Raw genomic sequence first — 23,179 nt, 5'->3', positions numbered from 1 at the left:
CTCAATCCTTCACGAACAGTTGACGAGGCACGTTGCACAGCGTCTCGACGCCGGTTTCGGTGATCAAAATGCTCTCGGTGATTTCCAGGCCCCAATCGTCCATCCACAGCCCCGGCATGAAATGGAAGGTCATGCCCGGTTGCAACACGCTGTTGTCGCCAGGGCGCAGGCTCATGGTGCGCTCGCCCCAATCCGGCGGATAACTGATGCCGATGGGGTAGCCGCAACGGCTGTCCTTGTGGATGCCGAACTTCTCCAGCACCTTGAAAAACGCCACGGCGATGTCCCCGGTGGTGTTGCCCGGCTTGGCCGCGTCCAGGCCGGCGGCGATGCCTTCGACCACGGCTTTTTCACCGTCGAGGAAATGTCGGGGCGGCTTGCCCAGGTAAATGGTCCGCGACAACGGGCAGTGGTAACGCTTGTAGCAACCGGCGATTTCAAAAAAGGTCCCGGCGCCCCGTTCGAACGGCGAATCGTCCCAGGTCAGGTGCGGCGCGCTGGCGTCGGCGCCGGTGGGCAACAGCGGCACGATGGCCGGGTAGTCGCCGCCATGACCATCCGCACCGAGAATGCCACTGCTGTAGATCTCGGCCACCAGTTCGTTCTTGCGCATGCCCGGTTCGATCCGTTCGAGGATCCGGCTGTGCATGTTCTCGACGATGCGCGCGGCGATGCGCATGTAGGCGATTTCCTGGGGCGACTTGACCGCTCGCTGCCAGTTCACCAGGCCCACCGCGTCTACCAGCGTCGCGTCGGGCAAGTGCTTTTGCAGCGACAGGTACGCGGCGGCGCTGAAGTAATAGTTGTCCATCTCCACGCCGATGCTCAGCGCCCCCCAACCACGGGCGATGATCACCTCGCGGGACAGGTAGTCCATGGGGTGGCGCTCGCGGGACTGCACGTAGATGTCCGGGTAGCCGACGATGTTGTCGGCCTGCATGAACACCGTGCGCTTGGCACCGTTGGCATCCTGGCCGCGGCCGAACCACACGGGCTCGCCCTCCAGCGCCAGCAGCACGCACTGGTGCACATAGAACGACCAACCGTCATAGCCGGTGAGCCAAGCCATGTTCGACGGATCGGTGACCAGCAGCAGCTCCAGGCCCTGGGCCTGCATGGCCGCGCGAACCTTCGCCAGGCGCTGGGTGTATTCCTCCCGTTTAAACGGAAGATTGACGACGATCTCTGACATCCACCTGCCCTCTGTTCAATGACTCATGAAGAAAATGATCTAGCGACCGAACGCAAAGCCCTTGCCCGCCGCCCTCGCCCGCTCGAACGCCAGGTTGGCGATGGCGGTGTCCTGGGCGCCGGTGCCGGTGAGGTCGCAGAGCGTCACTTGCGCCGTATCGGAACGTCCAATCCGCTGCCCTGCCAATACTCGTCCCAATTCCAGAAGCGCCAGGTCATCGCGTACGGTGCCGGCCGCCAGGGCGTGGTGCAGTTCGCCGAGTACGCGGGTCTGGCTCAGGCGATCGGCGACATAGCAATCGGCGGCCGCCAGGGCTTGCGGGGAAATTTCATTCTTGTGTTCCGCGTCCGAACCCATCGCCGTGATGTGCAAGCCAGGGTGCAAATGGCGGGCTTCGATCAGCGGCTCGCGACTGGGGGTGCAGGTGATGGCGATGTCCACGCCTTCCAGGGCAGCGTCAATGGAGGCGCAAGGCGTGACGGCCAGTCCGCTGTCACGCGCCAAGTCTTGGCTGAACGCCTTGGCCTTTTGCACATCCCGCGCCCAGACCCGCACCTCGTCGATGGGCCGCACCAGGCGCAGCGCCTGAAGCTGCAACGCCGCCTGTTCGCCGGCACCGATCAACGCGACGCTGCGGCTGTCCTCGCGAGACAGGCACCGCGCCGCCACGGCACCGGCGGCGGCGGTGCGCACGGCGGTGAGGTAACCGTTGTCCAGCAACAGCGCCTCCAGCAAACCGGTGCGTGCCGAGAGCAGCATCATCATGCCGTTAAGGCTGGGCAGGCCAAGCTTGGGGTTATCGAAAAAACCCGGACTGACCTTGATGGCGAAGCGTTCCAGGCCCGGCAGGTAAGCGGTCTTCACATCCACTTCGCCGTTGTGCTCGGGGATGTCCAATCGCAGGATCGGCGGCATCGCCACGGCGGCGGTGGCCAACAGCACGAAAGCCTGCTCGATGGCGTCGATGCTGGCCAGGTCGAGGGCCACGCAACTGCGCAAGTCGGCTTCGCTCAATAGGGTGACGTCACTCATGACAGGGCTCCGTTAACGGTTATCAGGCATTGGCGCCAGCGATCACGCGGGCATGTTGTTCGATGTCGACGTTGCGCCCGCTGACCACCAGGACGATGGGGCCGCGCGGCTCGACCAGGCCGTCGAGCAGCGCCGCGATGCCCACCACGGCGGCGCCTTCGAGCACCAGGCGTTCGTGGTGATAGGCGTGGCGGATGGCATTGGCGATGGAGGCTTCCGAGAGCAGGTGCAGGTCATCGCGCAATTGCCGGGTCATGGCGAAGGTGTAGCGGTTGTCCAGGCCGATGCCGCCCCCGAGGGAGTCGGCCAGGGTCGGCAACTCTTCGATGTCCACCGGTTGTCCGGCGGCGAGGCTGGCGTGCATCGCCGCACCACGGGCCATGCTGATGCCGTGGACCTGGATCGCGGGGTTGGCACCTTTGAGGGCCAGGGCAACCCCGGCGAACAGGCCGCCACCGGATAACGGCACCAGGACCTGGGCCACGTCCGGCTGCTGTTCGAGGATCTCCAGGCCGAGGGTGCCCTGGCCGGCGATGATCGCTGGGTGATCGAAGGGCGGTAAAAACGTTGCCCCCTGCTCTCGGGCGATGCGCTCGGCTTCGCGCTGGGCATCGTCCTGGGACTGGCCGACGATGCACACCTCGGCGCCCAAATCGCGAATCGCCTGCACCTTGTTGGCCGGTACCAGGTTCGACAGGCAGACAATCGCCCGGACGCCCTGCTGCGAGGCCGCGTGGGCGAGCGCCCGGCCATGATTACCGGTCGACGCGGTGACCACGCCCTGGGCCTTCTGCTCCGAACTGAGTTGCGCGACGGCATTGCTCGCCCCGCGCAGCTTGAAGCTGCCGGTGATTTGCAGGGACTCCAGCTTGAGGTATACGGGCACGCCGATCCGTCGCGACAGGCTCGGGGAATGCTCCATGGGCGTGCGCCTGACCTGCGACTCAATGCGCTGGCGGGCGAGGTAAATGTCCTGAAGCTGCAACCCTGTCATGACTGCGTCCCGAGCAGATGTGTTGGGCGCAGTCTAAGAGGGCTGGATTGTGGTGATGAATGTACTAGGGCAATTTACTTTGCATTCAGTGTCGGCTGAAAGATCGACAAATTCAGCATGACCCACCTATCCCTGTGGCGAGGGAGCTTGCTCCCGCTGGGCTGCGCAGCAGACCCAAATCCATTCAACCAGATGTATCTGAAGACAGTTAACTGTTTTTACGACTGCTTCGCAGCCGAGCGGGAGCAAGCTCCCTCGCCACAAAAGCACATGCAACTTCGGAGAAAGCCCACTGCTTGCCTATCAAAAATCATGAATCTGCGGATACTGGTTGAAGATCTCGCGCATGCCGATCAGCGCATGGCGCATTTCTTCATCGCTGCATTCGGCGCCGACACACACTCGCACCGCGCGCGGCCGGGGAGTGCCGCGTACGGTGAACGGGTCGGGGGAAGTGACGGCGATGTGCTTGTGGCGCAGCGCCCGCACCAGGCTGTCCACTTCCCAGTGGGGCGGGATGCCGATCCAGGCGTTCAAGGCATGAGGATGCTGGGCCAACACATGCTCGCCCATGTATTCGGTGACCATCGCCTGGCGCCCGGCCAACAGTTGGCGCTGCAACTGCACCAGCGACTCGGCGCGGCCATCGCGAATCCAGCGGGTGGCGATCTCCGAGACCATCGGCGTGGCCATCCAGCTGTTGACCCGCAGGATGCTCTCGGTACGCAACGCCAGGCGCTTGGGCACCACCAGGTAACCGATGCGCAACCCCGTGAGCACCGACTTGGTCATGCTCGTGCAGTAGAACGACAACTCCGGCAGATAATGACTGATGGGCGGCGCGCGGCGTTCGTCCAGCAGCGGACCGTATACATCATCCTCGATAATGTGCACACCGAAGCGCCGGGCGATCTCGGCGATTTCCCGGCGCCGGGCGTCGGGCATCAGGCTGGTGGTGGGGTTGTTCAGGTTCGGCGTGCACACCAGCGCGGTGATGCGCTCGTTGCTGCACATGTCTTCGAAATGTTCGGGGTCGATGCCATAGCGGTCCATCTCCAGGCCCTTGAGGGTGAAGCCCAACACCTGGGAATTGCCGATCACGCCGTGGTCGGTCAAGCCTTCGCAAAGCACCACATCGTCGGGGCCCGCCAGGGAAGCGAGCGCCAGGAAGATCCCATGGGCCGCGCCGTTGGTGATCAGCACATCGTTACGGTCGACTTTCAGCCCTTGCCGGCCAATCCACTGCACCGCCGCTTCGCGATGGGATTCGAAACCGGCGATGGGCCGAAACGCGTGAATCCACGGCTGATCCTCTTCAGTGCTCAGCGCCGCGCAGGTATCCCGCCAGGCCTGGTCATGCTCGCGAGTGTGGAGGATGCGAGTGATGGAAAAATCCACCAGCGCCCGCTCGGGGCTGTCGAGTATGTAGGTGGCGACCCGGTCGCTCATGCGCCGCGAAACAAAACTGCCGCGCCCTACTTCGCAACGGACCAGCCCTTGGCGTTCCAGCTCCTTGTAAGCATTGGTGACGGTCTGCACGCTGATGCCCATGGCGTCGGCCACCTGCCGCTGCGGCGGCAGGCGCTGGTCGTTGGCCAAGGCGCCCTGTTCGATATCGTCGGCAATGGCCTGCACCAGGATCTTGTATTTGGATTCACCGCTGCGGGCGAGGTCCAAGGCTGATTTCCACTTATCCATAACGGCTGCAACCGGCGTGAGAACGGGTGCGCACAGCATTGCGCGGCCATGGCGGCAAAGCAATTGTCCTAGTGCAATACAATCCGCGTCGGGGCTTTTGTATGCTCGGTCCAAGGTCGTCCTCCAGGCGGGTTCATTGCCCCGATAAAAAGCCGGATCGACCTGTACCGGCGCCGTTACCGCTTCCAGGCCCCGCCCGGATCCGCCGCTGTACGCTTTGCTCTTGTCACACTGCCTCCTAACACAGAACCGTCCGCTGACGGATCCACAAGAAACAGGAGATTTTATCGATGAGCAATTTTCTTCCCCGCACTTGCACACCCTTGCGCCGACTCTTGTTGACTTGTGCCGCACTGGGCCTGGCCGGCAGCGTCCAGGCGGCCACCTTGGATACCGTCAAAAGCAACAGCAGCATCCGGATCGGCTACGCCAACGAAACCCCATTCGCCTTCACCGAAACCGACGGCACCGTCACTGGTGAGTCGCCGGAGATCGCCAAGATCATTTTCGCCAGGATGGGCATCAAGCAGGTCAATGGCGTGCTCACCGAATGGGGCTCGCTAATCCCTGGCCTGCGCGCAGGTCGCTTCGATGTGATTGCCGCCGGCATGTACATCACCCCGGCGCGCTGCAAGCAAGTGTTGTTCACCGATCCGCAGTATCAATTGCCCGACGCCTTGCTCGTGGCCAAGGGCAACCCGAAAAAACTCCACAGCTATGAAGACATCGCCAAGCAACCGGACGTGAAGCTGGCCATCATGGCCGGCACGGTGAACCTGGCCTATGCCCGCGACTCCGGGGTCAAGGACGATCAGATCCTCCAGGTCCCCGACACCACCGCGCAATTGCAAGCCGTGCGCGCCGGTCGCGCCGACGCGGCCGTCGGCACCCAACTGACCATGAAGGGCCTGGCCAGCAAGGGTGGCGATAAAGTAGAGGCGATGACCGAATTCAAGGACGACCCGTCCCACATCGGCTACGGCGCCTTGGCCTTCCGCCCCGAGGACAAAGACCTGCGCGACGCGGTCAATGCCGAGCTGAAGAAGTGGCTGGGCTCCGAAGAGCATCTCAAGACGGTTGCACCGTTCGGCTTCGACAAATCCAACGTCACCAGCAAGACCGCGGCCGAGCTTTGCGCTCAGCCCTAATGGCACGCCGAAACGGGCATGACGCGCAGGCGTGATGCTCGTTCCCTGCTTCATCGGATATCGGGTTGAACCATGGGCGAATTACTTCCGTTATTGATTCAAGGGGCCTGGGTTACGCTCCAGGTAACGTTCTTCGGCTCGCTGCTGGCGATTGTCGCGGCGGTACTCGCGGCCCTCGGACGGCTGTCGCCGTGGCGCGCGTTGCGCTGGTTTTCCATCACCTACATCGAAGTGTTTCGTGGCACTTCGTTGCTGGTGCAATTGTTCTGGCTGTTCTTCGTGCTGCCGCTGCCGCCCTTCAATGTGGAGCTGAGCCCCTACGCCGTGGCCATCGTCGGCCTGGGCCTGCACATCGGCGCCTACGGGGCCGAGGTGATGCGCGGCGCCATCAGCTCGGTTGCCAAGGGCCAATACGAAGCCTGCACGGCGTTGAATTTCAGCGCCTTCACCCGCTTCAAGCGAATCATCCTGCCCCAGGCATTGTTGGCGGCGATTCCACCGGGCACCAACTTGTTGATCGAGCTGCTGAAGAACACCTCGCTGGTATCGCTGATCACCTTGTCCGACCTGAGCTTCCGGGCGCGCCAGTTGGATCAGGCGACGTTCCAGACCCTGGAGGTCTTCAGCCTGGCGCTGGTGCTGTATTTCATTCTCGCCCAAGCCATCAACTTCGGCATGCGCAACGTCGAGCGACGGCTGAGCCGGGGCCGGATGCGTGGAGGTCTGTCATGACGCTGTTCGACTGGTCCTACGCCGCACTGATCCTCCCGGACCTGCTGCGCGCCTCCCTCAACACCGTGGGCATTACCCTGATCGGTTTCCTGATCGCAATCGTGCTGGGGCTGTTCCTGGCGATTGGCCGGCGCAGTCGCAAGTTCTGGCTGTCGTGGCCGGCCACGGCGGTGATCGAGTTCATCCGCAGCACGCCGCTGCTGATCCAGGTGTATTTCCTCTACTACGTGCTGCCCAACTACGGCTTGAGCCTGACGGCCATGCAAGTCGGCATCCTCGGCATCGGCCTGCACTATGCCTGCTACATCGCCGAGGTCTATCGCAGTGGCCTCGACGCGGTGCCACGGGCGCAGTGGGAAGCGGTGACGGCGTTGAACATCGCGCCGTACGACGCCTACCGCAACATCATCCTGCCCCAGGCGCTGCGACCGATCGTGCCGCCCCTGGGCAACTACCTGGTGGCGATGCTCAAGGACACGCCGGTGCTGTCGGTGATCACCGTGGTGGAAATCATGCAGCAGGCCAAGAACATCGGTTCCGAGCATTTCCGTTACCTGGAGCCCATCACCCTGGTCGGCCTGTTCTTCCTCGCCCTGAGCCTCGCCTTGGCTTATCTGGTACGGCGCCTTGAAACGCGCATGGAGCTACGCTAATGACTTTACCCCTGTCCACGCCCACCGATTTGTCCCGGCGCAGCACGCTGGCGTCACAGCAGGAGGCCCCGGCCATGCAAATTCCGACACCGTCCCGGCCGATTGTGAGTTTCCAGGACGTGACCAAAAGCTACGGCAGCTTCACGGTACTCGACCATCTGAACCTGGATGTCGCGCCCGGTGAAAAAGTCGCGATCATCGGCCCCAGCGGCTCGGGCAAGTCCACGCTGCTGCGGGTGCTGATGACCCTGGAAGGCATCGACCAGGGCCAGATCCGCGTCGAGGACGACTCGCTGACCCACATGCCCAACCGCAACGGCGTACTGGTGCCGGCCAACGACCGGCACATCCGCCGGGTGCGTGGCAAGATCGGCATGGTGTTCCAGAGCTTCAACCTGTTCCCCCACATGACCGCGCTGCAGAACGTGATCGAGGCGCCAGTGCAGGTGCTGGGCATGAACCCGAAGGAAGCCCGGGAGCGCGCCGCCGACCTGCTGGAACTGGTGGGGCTGGGCAACAAGCTCGACCATTACCCGTCGCAGTTGTCCGGCGGCCAGCAACAGCGGGTGGCAATTGCCCGGGCGCTGGCGATGCGGCCCAAGGTGATGTTGTTTGACGAGGTGACTTCGGCGCTGGATCCGGAGTTGTGCGGCGAGGTGCTGAATGTGATCCGCAAATTGGGGGCCGAACACAACCTGACGATGCTGATGGTGACCCACCAGATGGGGTTTGCGCGGGAGTTCGCTGATCGGGTCTGTTTTTTCTACAAGGGCCAGATTCATGAGCAGGGCACACCGGCGCAGATCTTCGAAAACCCGCAGCAGGAGCGTACGTGTGCGTTCTTGAGTGCGGTGAAAGAGGCGAACTAAACCTACCCACTGGCGTGAACACTGTTGTGGCGAGGGGATTTAGCGAAACGTCGCACCGCCCCGCTGGGCTGCAAAGCAGCCCTAAAAGCCAGACACCCTGTGTGTCTGGTTGATTGAATGGGTTTGGGGAATTCCGGACATGTGCGTCTCGAGTCAGGTCTTGACGATTAGTCTCCACAATCGTGGTCTGTCCCTGAGGTATACGGCTCGCTCGTGACCAGCGGTAAGCCGTCGGTCGGGTTCTTCACCGCCTGAACGTCAGGGTACGTTCGTTTGAATTTACCGGGCCACTGCTGTGGTAGAGGGAGGCAGCGTAAAATCTACAGAAACCTTCATCCCTTATGACTGTGGGTCTAGACCATACGCCGGTTATTGGATCGGCTCTCGCCACCCCCTGGAAAACCGGAGGGGTTTTACCGCTGTCGTATAACTCGACCAGACAGCCCTTACTTGCCTGCCCCGACAATGTCATTGCTCCGTAACGGGTGGCTCCGCCATTCGGAATCTCCTGTCCATACATATCCTTGACATTGTCAAGGCGCGGAGTCATTCGTTTGACCGTATAAGTGCGTGAAGGGAAGACTGTGGCCTGGCTCTCTTGGGTGCTTTGACCGAAAGCAACCTTGAACTCCAGCGTCAGCGTGCTGCCACCCCCCAGCTCCTGCAGATAATCGTAGGAATCTGAAACCAATTTGTTGTAAAACTCGTCCTCAAGCCAGCGTTCGTTGACCTTGGCGCTCGGCGCTGCCCATATGTCGAGGTTGTGCTCCGCTCCATCAGCCTTGCTGCCTTTCAAACGCAACCATAGGTACTGGCCTACGGCAATATGCGGCCATATGCCTGTTCGTACAGTGATATCACCCGACACGCTGTCCATGTCGAGTTCGTCACCGCTGCCGCTATCCGCAGCCTGAAGAATACGCGGCCGACCCGGTTCCAAATCACTCTGCGACAAAACGTCCACGGCCAGCGCCAAGGCAGCGGACGGCGGCTTGGTACCGCTATTGCGAGTGACAGTGTAGGAAACCGTCACCGACGTGCCCAAATTGAAGGCAATCACCGACACCGGCATTTCGATCTCCCGGTTGCTGGGCAGCGCTTGCACATCAGTAGTATGGGATCCGCCCTCGGCGGTCCCGGCCGCCCCCGTCCACGTCACGCTGACCTGATCGCCAGGTTGGATACCGTAGTCCGGAATCACCACCGTCAGATTGTCCTTAGCCTCCATCGGATTCAGTTGCTGGGTGGGCACATTGCCTCTGGCCTGCTTGACGCTAGGCGCGGACGCGTTAAAGGCTGCGCGAATGGTGTAGGTGCGTAAAGGGAAGGCTATGGATTGGGTCTCTTCGATGCTCTGACCGAAAGCAACCTTGAACTCCAACGTCAGCGTGCTGCCGTCGCCCAGTTCCCTCAAGTAGTTGGAGATTGCTGTACTCAGCCTATAATAACCCTGCGTCAGCCAGATCTCGCTGACCTTTGGGCCCGGCGGTGTCCAGATATTCTGGTTGTGCTCAGTCCCATCGGCCTTATAGCCTTTCAAACGCATCCATAGATGCTGACCGACAGCGATATGTGGCCAGATGTCTATCTGTATCGAGACACTATCCGGCAGGTTGCCCACATCCAGTTCGGCACCATCCTCCTGCGCAACATGGCGAATATACGGCCTGCTCGGCGCCAGCGCGCTCTCAGCCAACGAGCCCACAACCAGCGTCAAGGGAGCGGACGGCGGTTTCACTCCAGTGTCGCGAGTAACGGTATAGGTGACCGTTACCGTTTGACCGAGGTTATAGGCGATCACCGACACCGGAACTTCAATCTTCCGGGTGGTGGGCAGCGGTTGCGGACCAACCGTTACGATTCCCCCCCCAGCCGTCCCGGTCCACGTCACACTGACCTGATCGCCGGATTGGGTACCGTAGTCCGGAATCACCACTGTCAAACTATCCTGTGCGTCCAAGGGTTCCAGTCGCTGGTTGGGCGCAGTGTCCGTGGCCTGTTCGACGCTGGGGGCACCCGCGTCAAATGCTGCGCGAATGGTGTAGGTGCGCAGCGGGAAGAGAGTGGCGTGAGCTTCATCGGTGCTTTGACCGAAAGCGACCTTGAACTCCACCGTCAGCACGCTGCCGTCGCCCAGTTCCCTCAAGTAGTTGGAGATTGCTGTACCCAGCCTATAATAACCCTGCGTCAGCCAGATCCCGCTGACGGATGGGCCCGGCGGTGTCCAGATATTGTTGTTGTGCTCAGTCCCATCGGCCTTATGGCCTTTCAAACGCATCCATAGATGCTGACCGACAGCGATATGTGGCCAGATGTCTATCTGTATCGAGACACTATCCGGCAGGTTGCCCACATCCAGTTCGACACCATCCTCCTGCGCAACATGGCGAATATACGGCCTGCTCGGCGCCAGCGCGCTCTCAGCCAACGAGCCCACAACCAGCGTCAAGGGAGCGGACGGCGGTTTCACTCCAGTGTCGCGAGTAACGGTATAGGTGACCGTTACCGTTTGACCGAGGTTATAGGCGATCACCGACACCGGAACTTCAATCTTCCGGGTGGTGGGCAGCGGTTGCGGACCAACCGTTACGGTTCCCCCCCCAGCCGTCCCGGTCCACGTCACACTGACCTGATCGCCGGATTGGGTACCGTAGTCCGGAATCACCACTGTCAAACTATCCTGTGCGTCCAAGGGTTCCAGTCGCTGGTTGGGCGCAGTGTCCGTGGCCTGTTCGACGCTGGGGGCACCCGCGTCAAATGCTGCGCGAATGGTGTAGGTGCGCAGCGGGAAGAGAGTGGCGTGAGCTTCATCGGTGCTTTGACCGAAAGCGACCTTGAACTCCACCGTCAGCACGCTGCCGTCGCCCAGTTCCCTCAAGTAGTTGGAGATTGCTGTACCCAGCCTATAATAACCCTGCGTCAGCCAGATCCCGCTGACGGATGGGCCCGGCGGTGTCCAGATATTGTTGTTGTGCTCAGTCCCATCGGCCTTATGGCCTTTCAAACGCATCCATAGATGCTGACCGACAGCGATATGCGGCCAGATGTCTACCTGCATCATGATATTGTCCGGCAGGTTGCCCACATCCAGTTCGACACCATCCTCCTGCGCAACATAGCGAAAATACGGCCTGCTCGGCTCCAGCGCGCTTTCAGGCAGAGGGATCACATTCAACGTAAGCGTATCCGGCGCCGGCAGCGACGTGCTACCACGCGTCACCGTATAGGTAACCGTCACCGGCTTGCCCAGAGCATAGGCGATCAACCCCACCGGCAGCTCGATCGACTTCGCCCCGACGGCTCCCACCTCAACCGGTGTCGTGCTGTGTGATCCCTCCTGCGGGCTGCCCGTCTCACCGGTCCAGGTAACGCTGATCTTGTCAGTGCCCCGCATGTCATCGTATTGCGGCACTACCGCCGTCAGAGTGGCTACCGCCGCAAGCGGATCGAGCTGATTGCCGTCCGCCTCGGCGATTGTCAAGGCAGGCAAACGGTTGGTGGTTCCCGTCCATGTCGGCGACTGTTTGAAGCGAATGCAGCCGAGGCTCAGGGTAAAGTCACCAATATCCACGCTTGACGTCGTAACGGTCCAAGTGAGGCCACCCTCGACCAGCGTTCGAGCCTCCGTCGGCTCAACTTGCAGCCTTGGCTCATCGACGGTGAGCGTCAGGTCCTCACCGATCATCACACTGCCGGACCGTGGCTTGAGCGTCACTTCGTAGGATTGACCGGGCAGTATCCGCCAAGGATCGCCAGGAGAAATATCCTCTGCGTCGACACTCAGTTCGAACTGTGTCCATTTACCGGTCGGGATGGTCTTGATGTCGAAGGCTTGCGCATGCGTATCAGACTCGGCCTTGTAAGGACTGTCGATGGTCGCGACCAATTGGGTATCGCCGGTTGGTGTGTAGCGATAGGCAGACCAACCATCATCCCGAGTGGGAATGGTGGTCAGTAGATCGCCATCATGACGCCATTGCACGTCGATACCAGGCTCAATCTTATCGGAAACGGTGTAACGAACTTTGACATGAAGGTCGATGGTTTCTCCTTCCTCCACGCTTGGCCAGAATTCCGGCAGGATGTGCCTGGTAATATCAAGCTTGTAGGGCCCGACAATGCAGGCCAACGTCTCATGGTTCGGGGCATGATAGACACTTTCGAAGCGCAGCGTGGCAGTCTTGCCGTCCACGCTGTCATCGCTCGCATCGGCATCGTTGCGAATGTCCCAGACCTTGGCGATATGCTGCGCCTCGTCATCCGCATCAGGTTCGGTCGGCGTCACTTGCAGCCTGGCCTGCCCGGCCTCGTCCTGATTGGTGAAGGATGCGTAGGCGCTGGTGCCTTTATAAATCCCGCCGCCGGCCCAGCCGCAGGCTTCGGTTACCGGCAAGTCAAGGTGATGCGACCCTCCTCCCCGGCAGATCGGCATATAGGTATGGCCGCCTTTTTCCACCCAATAGCGGGCGACGACGCCATCCAATTCGGGCATGGGTTGATCGGTGGCCAGTTGCAACGGTTTAAGGTGCAGGAATAACGACACACCGAATGCCACTTCGGGAGCGACATCCGATCCCTGGGCCTTGCCGGAAAAATGCAACTCACCACGACCACCCGGCCAACCAGGCTCTTGGGCGATAGGCTGGTCGTTTTCTGGCCCGCTCGTGATATCGACATCAGGGCTGGATGGATCGAACAGTCCGGATTGAAAGGCCAGGACAGCTTTTGGCTGGGTGTTCTCGTCGATCAGAGCGATCGTTTCGTCGCAGGTCAACCAGTCTCGTGGCTGCTCCACGCCCTCTCTCACGTTGCTCGTGTGCAACTCGTATTCCCAGTAGTGCGCCCTGGCGTTGAAGTACGCCCGCACTTTAGGATTTTCGCTCGACCGTTGTGTCGGTTGATAAAGAAACCTGACTTGATACCCGGCCTCTGCCGTCAGGTTAAGGTCGACTGGCAGATCGAATTCGATCGAGGCCTCCACCGCGCCATAGAGATAGACATAACGGCGTTCGATGTCGGGGCTCGTCACATAGACGAGATCGGCACCGCCGTCGTCCCCGTCTGCGCGCCTCGTCCATTGCGAAGGCCAAGTAGGCGTGAGCAAATCGCCTGCTTCTCCCAGCAAGTTGCGCTCGACTTTCTTCTGCACGCTCATGTCCACGCTCCCTGACAGGTTGTGTTACGTCAGTTCGGTGACTACAGGCCAAGCTTGAACGAGGTTTATGGACGCCTCGTCCTACTGGCGAAACACCGTCTCTTTTAAAAGCTCTGTGATGATCTCGGCAAAGTCGTTGCCGCCATCGTGGGCGGTGTATTCCACTTCGACGATGATGTCGGTCAACGACTCAAGAATTTCTGTTTGCTTGTCTGAGTCGGGCCGTGGAAAGGCGATTTGCCACGAAGCAATCGCGCCGGTTCGTTCGAAGGACGCATAACGGTCTTCGTCGAAAGCGAAGCGTGAGCCGATGCCGTCATCGTCCAGCCCGTCGGAAACGGCGATTTGCGGCTGGGCGCGCAGGTTATAACGCACATAAGTGGTATCGGCGTCGGCATGCGCCGGATCATAGAGATGCCGGGCGCCACCAGGATCGGGTTTGATCAGCAGCTTGCTGGAGAGTTGCGTGAGCGTCATGCACGCCGTCTCGTAGGGACCGAACAGCGCCGGCAGGGTGATCGACACGCGACGAATCTGGCGCAAATAATGGCCGGGATAATCGCTGTCGTAGCAGCGGCTATCGAGGGTGAAATCCAGTTTCCCGCTGGTTTTGAGCGTCTCGAATGTCTCTGGCCACGCATCCCCGAAATAGTCGCGTAGCGACACCAACTTCCTGATCGTCAAGCGCCGTTCATAGCGATGTAAAAAAGCTGACTCCATGCGCAGCAGGCCCAGCGTCAGCGTCTCGCCAGCGGTGAAGCCGTGATGGCTGTCGACCCATGCGCCGGGTAGGATGAAGTGGCTTTCATAATCGCCAATCTCGTATTGCCAACAGGCCTGCACCGACAAACACAGGGCGGTCACCGCATCGTAGGTCTGGAAATACAACGTGGCCATTTTGCTCTGCATCCAACGATAGAGCGATGCCCGGGATGTGCGGGTCTGGGTGAGAAAGGTGTACATCTCCTTGGCCTGTTCGATGGCCCGAACTTGCTGATTGACCGAGACCGTCGATGCCTGGATCTGGATCTGCTGGGCTTGTACTTGTTTTTCCAATGCCTCGAGTTCGGCATTCGCCGCCTTGTACTGGAAACTCCACTCTTCACGCAGGCGCTGTTGCGAGCCGTAGCGCTCATGGAGGTTGGACCAGAACGATTCACTTTGACTGTAAGCGCTCGTCGCTGCGGCAGCAGCGTGTGCCGGGGCACTCCACTTGATGCCGCCGGCCGCCAACCCAACAATGTTGACGGCAAAATCCAATGCGTGTCCGAAGCTGGTGGTGGACCCCGTAGCCACGGCGCCTTTTCTTGCATGCTTTAGATTTTCGGCCGCCTCGATTTCCTCCTTATTCAAATCCTTCTCGACCAATCCATGAAAATAGTTTTTGCGCTCACCCACCATCAGTTGGGAAGCCTTGAGAGCGTCAAGCGTGACTTCGGCGTGGCGCAACAATTCGGTTTGCAGCTCACGACTGAAATGGCTCATCTCGATGAGGTGTTCTTGTTGCAGGGTTTCCTGGTCGCAGCGATCCGCCTGCTCCATATATTGCCGAAGCTGGTCACCAAACCGGCACAGGGTCTGCACCGCTTGCTGCGCGCGGGGCAAGATGGCCATGAAGCGATAAGGCGGTACGATCGGTGGCGTCAGGATGTCCCGCAGGTTGAAGCCACCACCGCCAGCCTGGGCCCGCATCAGGTCCTTGGGATTGATGGGCGTGTCGTAAAGCGGCAAGTCGATGGGCTTGCCGTCGAGGGTCAGGTAATGCCGCAGGTTGTGCAATCGTGCCTTCAGGACGTCCCAGACATCCAGCAGGTCGCGATTGATTTCCGCGCGAAAATCCGGGTGATCCACCAGGGGCGCCAACAGACCATGGTCGGACGTCGGCGGCAGATTGATCAGGGTATCGACCGACAGCGATTGAATGAGCGCGTCGAAACACTCGAGGTTGCGTGCACCTTCCAGTTCACCGAGGGACTTTGGTGTCCAATTCGATGCCCCGCGCACATCAGGCGCCGGTCCCATCATGCGCGCGGCCTTCAGATAGAGCATTTTGGCTTCGGTCAAACTGTCGCGTGTCAGTTGCCTGTAGAGCCAATCGCCCCATTCGATCAGGGTCTCGACATAATCGCGAAAAATCCGTTTGCGGTAATGAATCGGATTGCTGTAGGCGATGGCATCCGGATCGGCGGGCGATGCCACTTCGAAGCTGGGATCGCCCTCCATCAGCAACGGCCGCGAGCGCCAATAGGGGGTGGTTTCTGTACGTCCCGGATTGATCTTGGCGGACGGATCGAAGAGATAGTGCAACCATCCCAGCGCATCCTCGAAGCTCATTTCGCGGCGCAACTGTACGGCTACCAGATGCGGGAGATGGAAGAATATTTCCCAGAAATAACGCCCGTTCGCGCCATGGAAATCTAAAAACTCTGGTTCATTGGAGCCCGGGCGCGGCGGCTCTTCGGTGTGCTGGCTGTCCCAGGAGAGCAAATTGCCAATGGAAAGCCCCGCCCGCTCCACCAGCTCGCGACCGAACGTGGTGTTCAAGCGGATGGATTGGACGGCGTTACCCACTCCGAATTCAGCACCAAAATCGAGAAACTGACTGGCCTGGCCCTGACCAGTCTCGGGGCCTAAGACAATTTGTGGCCCTGTGGGTGGCGGGGCCTTGAGTGTAATTTCGTACTCTTGATAGCCTTCGCTCCAAGTATCCTCTTTATATTCCCCCAACCCGACGGCAACGATTTGCTGATTGCTATTCAACGGGAGCCGTTTCAAGTGCAGCGCAGCCCCATTGAATGTAAACGACCGAAGATCCCCTGCGGGCTCTTTGCCCTCGCCTACCCAGATGGGCAGAGAGAGAGGACCTACTGATCCAGTTCCACGGTTTGAAAACTGGCCATTGATTACAAAATCCGAACCGTTGCTGGTGATTTTCAACCAGGTTCCATGACGGGCATATTCGGCATCTGGCAGGTTTGCCATGTGCCGAAAAATACTCCTATAAGTGCCATCGTTATTTAGAACCGGAATAGCCAAGGAGATTACAGCGCTACCTCCCTCAAACGTCACGGTTGCCCCCGGCACACCCTGCTCGTCTATGAACTCGACCTGTGCAGGCGCCGTGAAGTTACCCGAGGAGAAGTCCATGACTATTTTGTAATATTGGTTATACCGAGCATCGCCGAAAGACTCATTGTAGGTATAAATATGAATGTCAAAAAAAGAATGCGTTACTAAAATATTTTTATGAACGCGCGTGCGGGAATGGGATAGCCGCTTCGCAGAAGCGCTATGAAAGCTACCGACTGTTATCCCGAGAAATCCAGCGACGTTTATTGCCCGTAGGTAGAGATAATTCGTATATCCCGGCTCGTCCTCGGGGTTCTTGACTTGAATGGATTCTACTCCCCACCCTTTGTAGTCTCTTTCGCCACCCAGCTGCGGCAGGCGTCGTTGGAGATAAGACGTCCCCGCCCCCTCCGAAAAATATTGCTCGAACAGCTCATCGATGTGCGCCTGCTCGGCTTGCGCGAGGTCGATGCGGTTCAGCAATTCATCCCATGCGTAATAGCATGTGGTGCACTCACCATCGGCGGTTGACAGCACCACGCCAAGCACCATCTGCGCCGCTTCTTTGGTAATCCCGCTTTCACTCGTGATTGCCAGAAGCTTATTGTTTCCTTCTGTCGTACGTGCGCGCCGATGGCGCCGATCGGGCTGCGGGCTTTCGCGCTTGAGCATGACCGTGTCAACGACAAACGGCGGGCTCCAGCCGCCGCTCAGGTTGCGATAAGAAAAACGAATATCAAACTGGTCCCAATGGAGCCCTTCAACCTCGCCAATATCATTCAAGGATGATCTGCTCACCCAGAAGACATAAAGCCGGCTGCCAAAAGAAGTCAGGCGCGCACTCACGGCATCGCCTATCGCGGCCTCAATGGGTTCCCACTCACTCCAGGCGCTGGGCGGAATCCGTGTCTGCCCCTCACCGCGAACGATGCCAACCTTGCGCCAGTAATATTTGTTATCGACGGGCTTGCGCCCGAGGAAATAATAGTCCGCTTGATAAACAGTTGAATCGGACAGCACAAAAGGCCCATCAATGTACCCGCTGAGCACCTGGATATCGGCGATGTCTTCGAATTGCTCGAGATAATTGAGCACGGACGATTGTGCACGCTCGGTATTGAGACGTCCTTGCGCAAGGCCCCCTTCCAACTCTTCATAAAAGCGCGTTTTGACAATGCGCAATTGCGGATCGATATAGTTTTCCGGATAACTTTGCAGTTTCTCCGCGCCCGCCCAAATCGCATAACGGCTTTCCCACTGACGCCAGGTTTCCACTTCCCGCTCATCGAAGTGCTGCCCGAAACCCGGTTCGTCGCCGGAATAAATACCGTGGATATAGCGCTGCAAGCTGGCGATCATCTCGCCCACGGCGGATGTTTTCGGCGCCGTGTCGACATGGTGGTCAAACAGGTGATAGGCATCGAGGTCATCGGCCGCGGCCAGCACATGGGTATCGCCGTCCCGGGCCGCCACGGCGCCCAAGTAACATTCAAGGAGTGCCTCCTGGCGCTGCTTGTTCAAGGCTTCAAGTTTCGTCGTAAGATCCTTCATGACCGCGCCTCTGGGATTTCATACCTGATGGCTGATTCGCTGCTCCGATCCTGGGATCACCGCAGGGAGCGTCGATGTGGGTGTGAATGGGTAAGGGCCCGTTCAGGATCCCGGTCGGCGGGATGACTGGCCATCCCATTGGATTTTCGTGCGCAGGATCCGGCTATAACGGGTGCCTTGCAGCGCCGCGCCGATCGAAAAGACCGCCCTGGGATCGGGCAGTTGTCGGCAGTCGATTTGCCAGCTCAAGAGTCCGTTCCCAGGAAGCTCGCGCATCTGCAAAAAGCTCGGGTTCGCCACCAACCCCTGGCCGACCGGATTGACCCCACTCCAGGTCAGGGCGATCTTGCGATCTGTCCTATCGCTGGCGTCGGACGTATCCACCAGGGTCAGGGTGTAGCGCTGGCCGACGACGAAGGTCAGCGAATCCGACTCGGCTTCGGTCGCCTTCTGATCAACCCGCGTCAAGGTGAATTGCCAATTCGGCTCGGCAAGGACTTTTATCGTGAAGCTGACCACCTGCCCATCAAGCGCATCGAGTGTTGCCGTGAGCGCATATTCGCCGGCCAGATCGATCGGCACGGCAAAAACCGCCATGCCTTCGGAATCGGTCCGCGTCTCTTTCGGTCCATCGGCATCATCCATCATCCATTGCACGGGATACTCGCCAACCCCCTCAAACCCCGCCGGCTCGACCTCGGCTTCCACCCGCACCCGCATATGCACCACCTCACCCGCCTGGGCAATCACGAGCACATGGGCAGGGGACGCCGCGGCAAGCCTGGGCACGGGGAGAATGACCATGGTTTGTTCGAACGTGTCCTCTCTGTCGGCCTGTCTGCTTGGAGGCAAGAGGCTTGCGCGAACGGTCATGGCGCCTTCCTTGAGCTCCGACGCGGGCAGCTCGAAAACTGCGTATCCATCAGAGTCTGAAACAGCCACTGCCGACGGTGTGTACTCTGTCCCATCGGCGAATTGCACGTGCCAGTCGATTTGTGCTTCCGACTTGCCCGCTCCGCTCAGCGAGAGAACGCGGCAGGCGATTGTTACGTCCTGGCCGAGCACATTCGGCCCCCTGAAGCGCAACCTGTAGAGGTTCTTATCGATATAAGGCGCATCGATGAAGCGAAACGTGGCAAAACCTTGAAGGGTCCGCTCCGCACCGAGGGTGGCCTGGACCTTCGTTATCCCCTCCTCGTTGCTGAACAGCTGGGCGCGGGCGACACCGCTTGCATCGGCAATCGTCGTATCCTTCTTGAACTGACCGGCGCCTTCGACAACGCTCCAACGTACACGCCGATTACGTCCCCGGTTGCCAAAATCGTCGTACACCGTGGCGGACAATTCAAAGGATTCACGGCGACCGGCGAGTTTGGGCGCGCCGTCCTCTTCGGGCCTGGGCTGACGCAAGCCTAGCGTTTCCTCGTCGCAGTCGATTGTCACCGTAGGCATTGCAATACGCTGGTCGAGTCCGATGATCGCAAAAACCGTTGCAATGCCCATCTGCGAAGCTGACGTCAATGTGACATTCACTACCCCATCGAAATCGGTGTGGGATATATCCGAGTCCAAGACGCCTGGGCCTGTCAGGGCCCAACGCACCCGAATATTGACCAGCGGCTTTCCGCTCAGGTCCCGCACCAGCAGGCGATACCTCGCCTGTGCTTTTACCGGATCTAACTCCAGCGCGTTGGCCACCAGGCGCGTCCGGTCGACCGACGTCTCGCTCGTTGTCGCCTGGCCAACCTCGGGGGCGTTGCCGGAACCGCCCAATTGAAGCCGACCGGCGTAGAGACTACCGAGCGCGTATTGCACGGCGTTGCGATAATCTTCGGTATTGGCGGACACCGGCAGTCCGCCCAGTTCATGCAGGGCCAGAATGCTTAGCTCGCTCGTGCGAGCCATCTCCAGCATGCGGATCAAACCATTGAATTGACTCAGCTGTGTAAGCACTCCCGACGGTGCGATGAAACGTACCGCTTCAAGCACCTCGCGCGCGCTGAGGCCCAGCATCTCCGCGACCTTGACGGCGGCCGCATCCTGCATCAGCCGCGCGTAATCCTCACTCTCGATGAACAGATCAGGGTCAAACGCCTGTGGATCGTTGACCAAGGACAAGTAATCCATCAGTGCCGAAGGGGACGCCTGCATACGAGATGCGACATCACGGTAGGTTTGAAGGTGGTACAGCGTGGCGAGCGTGATCGCCCCGCTGTCATCCAAGCCTGGCCGAAATCCAAATAAATCGGGCGCGTCAGTCCAACCTTCCACCTGCCGCTTGTTTGCCGCATGACGACTCAGGAACTCGCCATCCAGCTCGAACTGACGGGCGATATCAGCCAAACGACGCAAGCTCCCCAGCTTCTGGAGCATAACGTCAACATTGCTCCAGTTTTCCAGGTCGTCTTCCTCGCCCATGAAGGCGGCGTCCTTGGGCAAGACGGCGGCGCGCAAACGTCGTGCAACCGGATCGGAGCGGCTCAACCGCTGCAAAGCCATCGCGAGCAAGGACGCCGCGGGGGTTACCACGCCATCCGTCTCCCACACCCAGCGCAAAATGTCGTAAACGCTCTGGTCGGCCCAATCCATAAGAGGCAGCACGAGATCGGACGATATCGCCAGGTAAGTGGCTAGATGCTCTTCGACCAGAGCGCGCTGGGAAGCCCGCATCCGCAGGATGACCGCCGTCACGGACTCCACCACCATATTTTTCAGGGTGTCCGCCTCCCCCCGGTCCTCCCGGATCAAATCCTCGTTTGAGGCGAGCCTTTCCACCACATCGGCCACAATGTTGCGAATGCTGAGCGCATAATCCGTATCCGAACCCGAGACGCCGTCAAGCACAATGCCCTGTGCATCGACAACGTCTGTAAGTGCTGAAACCCAGTCGATGCCAACCTTGGTGTCCATGTTATCCAGCGTTGTGGGAACACCGGCTTGCCTCAGGACCTCATTGGTAATACGCAGGCCTTCCAAGCTCGTATGCAAGCTGAAGACCAGTTGTCGCTCGCTATCACTGGCCACGGGGACGGTCGTATTTGAGCGCAGCGCTTGCACAAGCCAGGCCAGATCGATGCCTTTGTCCCGGCACCAACGCACACATTCGACAACAGCCATCAACGCGGCGGTAAAGTCCGTCGCGCCCAGCGAAGGCAGTGCATCGATCGATGGTACGCCAGCAATCTGCTTCAGAATCGGTCCCGTCTGGCCGAGCGTCTGCACGAGCCCGATCAAGACGGTCGGAGGAACTTGCAGGTACCGAGCGATGCTGGCAATGCGATAAAAGGAAGACAAAATTTCCAGGTTACGGGTGAGTTGTGGCGGGTCGTAGGCACTGGCGACAACCCGAGCCATATAAGTGTACTCGGACGTATCCAAGCCAAGGCTGGCACAAATCGCCTGGACGGTTTCCCGCCCGCGTTCATCCATGTTGTCTTCTACCCGCGCGCTGAACGGCGAATCGTCGAGAATCAAGGGCCTTCCCAAAAGCCCGTGGTTGACAAAGATACGGTCGTACTGGGGAAGCATTTCTCCGGCGCCAAAAATCGATACCTTGTCGAGCCAAGCGGCAAAATCCTCGGCGGTCACGCCATAACGCGTGCGCATCTCACAGAAAATCCCAAGCACCTTCAAGGTATTGCGGGTGATTTGTGGCGTTCCGGTTTTCTTCTCGGCGCGATGGGCCGCGACGATCAGTTGATCCATCTCTCGAAAAGAGGTGCCAAGCCATCGGCTGAGCCGCATCAGCCGGTGGATCCGATCCGCGTGGTCATTCGTCAGGTTCTCAAGCTGAACCGGTGGATTGACTGGGACAGTTTCCATGTCCTCTGGCAGCTCTCGCAGATGGACGCGCCGCGTTTCATCCGTTGCCCGCAGTTCAATGGCAGGGGGCGTTGCACCATTGATGTAGACCGCTCCAAAATCCTGTGGACCAGGCTCCTGCTGGGAAACGGTCGATGGCGACACATGCGGGGACAACGTCGGCGCCTGTTCCCCCACCGCGAACAATCCTGGCAGTGCTTCGCGCGTCGCCCCAGTACGCGTGCAAAATTCCGCACTGTCTTCCAAGGATGACTTGGAATAAACCCGATAGGTCGTCCAGTAAAAGTCCGCTATTTGCGCTTCGTTTGTTGGTTGGGCGCCGTTGAATCGCGCCTCCAGGAGAAGTTCCCGGCGCGCCGGGCCGATCGGCAGGCTCAGGAGAAACGTATCGTCGCCGCGGTCGGTCTGCATGCCGGGCAAGGCAAAGTAATGAAAATCCGGATCGGTGGCACGCGCCAGTTCACCAAAAGCTGAAACCGACTGGTCAAAAAGCGACAAAATTACTTCAAGCTGCTCGACCCAATGCTCGTAGGGCATGCTAAGCGGATAACGTGCGCTCGCCAGTAGCTTATCCGCCTCAACGGCATCGGGATCCGATGATCGCCCAGCACTGAGCAGCGATGCTTCCAAGATCTTCGTCGACAGCGACAGCACCGAGCATTCCCGTGTCATCGCCGCCGAATCAAGCAGCTGGGCGGCGATATCCGGTCGCCGAACCTCTAGACGGTACCGTTTATCCTCGCCTCCCGCTTGTTCCAGCGAGAGCACTTTTTTGTACAGACTGACCAGATAAGCGACTGGCGAGGTTCGTGCTTCGATGGCGTTCGGGCGGGCCATGTTTGACCAGTCCTCATCGAACTCCATGTCATAGCGCGCCCCATCCGTGAGCGAAGCAAAACCCCGATGCACATCGTAAGTCAGGCTATCGGCTCCACGAAGTTCGCGCTCGCGATATTGGCGCACAATCCATATTGCCGCGCTCATCGCACGTTCGTGAAGCTCCTGCGCCGGACCGCTGCGCAGCCCCTGGGCAAGCCACCGCTCAGGGCGCCCGCGCGCAAGTTCAAGAATAGAACCTGCCTGCGCGACAATGGCATTGATTGTTTCGCTTCCTGACGGATTCAATAGCCCAGCCATGGTTGTCGTCAGCGGCGCCCGGGACGCTGAGGGGTCAGGATTCGAAGGCAAGAGGCGGTCGGATGGCATCAATTTCTCCAAGGATTTTGGAGCGCCCCTACGGGCATCGCTTCCAATAAATCCGGGG

At 59.7% G+C, this 23,179-nt stretch carries 11 protein-coding genes; 4 read left to right on the top strand and 7 right to left on the bottom strand.

Features of this window, described 5'->3' with window-relative positions:
• Nucleotide 1 precedes the first annotated feature (1 nt).
• From doeA to ehuR, 4 genes are all read right to left on the bottom strand, one after another.
• Complete coding sequence (gene doeA, locus HU715_RS17840; protein WP_186705110.1) at nucleotides 2–1,192, bottom strand: ectoine hydrolase DoeA; 1,191 nt, start codon at nucleotides 1,190–1,192, stop codon at nucleotides 2–4.
• 39 nt (nucleotides 1,193–1,231) lie between these two features.
• Nucleotides 1,232–2,224 (bottom strand): cyclodeaminase, encoded by a 993-nt coding sequence (locus tag HU715_RS17835; RefSeq protein WP_186705109.1) that lies wholly within the window; start codon nucleotides 2,222–2,224, stop codon nucleotides 1,232–1,234.
• 22 nt (nucleotides 2,225–2,246) lie between these two features.
• Nucleotides 2,247–3,218, bottom strand: a complete 972-nt coding sequence (eutB, locus tag HU715_RS17830) for a hydroxyectoine utilization dehydratase EutB (RefSeq protein WP_186705108.1) — start codon at nucleotides 3,216–3,218, stop codon at nucleotides 2,247–2,249.
• A 303-nt stretch (nucleotides 3,219–3,521) separates the two neighbouring features.
• Nucleotides 3,522–4,916, bottom strand: coding sequence for a MocR-like ectoine utilization transcription factor EhuR (gene ehuR, locus HU715_RS17825; RefSeq protein WP_186705107.1), 1,395 nt, complete (start codon nucleotides 4,914–4,916; stop codon nucleotides 3,522–3,524).
• A 290-nt stretch (nucleotides 4,917–5,206) separates the two neighbouring features.
• On the opposite strand from ehuR, the gene ehuB reads away from it, so the two are divergent.
• From ehuB to ehuA, 4 genes are all read left to right on the top strand, one after another.
• Nucleotides 5,207–6,064 carry an ectoine/hydroxyectoine ABC transporter substrate-binding protein EhuB gene (gene ehuB, locus HU715_RS17820; RefSeq protein ID WP_186705106.1) on the top strand — a complete coding sequence of 286 codons (858 nt, stop codon included), beginning with the start codon at nucleotides 5,207–5,209 and terminating at the stop codon, nucleotides 6,062–6,064.
• Nucleotides 6,065–6,136: 72 nt separating this feature from the next.
• Nucleotides 6,137–6,796: an ectoine/hydroxyectoine ABC transporter permease subunit EhuC gene (gene ehuC, locus HU715_RS17815; protein WP_186705105.1), complete on the top strand. Its 660-nt coding sequence runs from the start codon at nucleotides 6,137–6,139 to the stop codon at nucleotides 6,794–6,796.
• A complete protein-coding gene (gene ehuD / locus HU715_RS17810) occupies nucleotides 6,793–7,449 on the top strand; it encodes an ectoine/hydroxyectoine ABC transporter permease subunit EhuD (RefSeq protein WP_186705104.1) in 657 nt (218 codons plus the stop codon). Before ehuC ends, ehuD begins: the two co-directional genes overlap by 4 nt.
• On the top strand, nucleotides 7,449–8,318 hold the full coding sequence (gene ehuA, locus HU715_RS17805; protein WP_408003292.1) for an ectoine/hydroxyectoine ABC transporter ATP-binding protein EhuA: 870 nt from the start codon (nucleotides 7,449–7,451) through the stop codon (nucleotides 8,316–8,318). The genes ehuD and ehuA overlap by 1 nt, the downstream gene beginning before the upstream one ends.
• A gap of 244 nt (nucleotides 8,319–8,562) precedes the next feature.
• On the opposite strand, the gene HU715_RS17800 is transcribed toward ehuA, so the two are convergent.
• The 3 genes from HU715_RS17800 to HU715_RS17790 all read right to left on the bottom strand — a co-directional run bounded on the left by HU715_RS17800 (nucleotide 8,563) and on the right by HU715_RS17790 (nucleotide 23,121).
• Nucleotides 8,563–13,473 carry a hypothetical protein gene (locus HU715_RS17800; RefSeq protein WP_217884332.1) on the bottom strand — a complete coding sequence of 1,637 codons (4,911 nt, stop codon included), beginning with the start codon at nucleotides 13,471–13,473 and terminating at the stop codon, nucleotides 8,563–8,565.
• Nucleotides 13,474–13,554: 81 nt separating this feature from the next.
• On the bottom strand, nucleotides 13,555–18,093 hold the full coding sequence (locus tag HU715_RS17795; RefSeq protein WP_186705102.1) for a Tc toxin subunit A-related protein: 4,539 nt from the start codon (nucleotides 18,091–18,093) through the stop codon (nucleotides 13,555–13,557).
• 102 nt (nucleotides 18,094–18,195) lie between these two features.
• Nucleotides 18,196–23,121 (bottom strand): Tc toxin subunit A, encoded by a 4,926-nt coding sequence (locus HU715_RS17790; RefSeq protein WP_186705101.1) that lies wholly within the window; start codon nucleotides 23,119–23,121, stop codon nucleotides 18,196–18,198.
• Nucleotides 23,122–23,179: the final 58 nt, after the last annotated feature.

It is taken from the genome of Pseudomonas zanjanensis, from assembly GCF_014268745.2.
Classification (GTDB): Bacteria; Pseudomonadota; Gammaproteobacteria; order Pseudomonadales; family Pseudomonadaceae; genus Aquipseudomonas; species Aquipseudomonas zanjanensis.
This window is presented reverse-complemented; position numbering and strand designations above follow the sequence as displayed.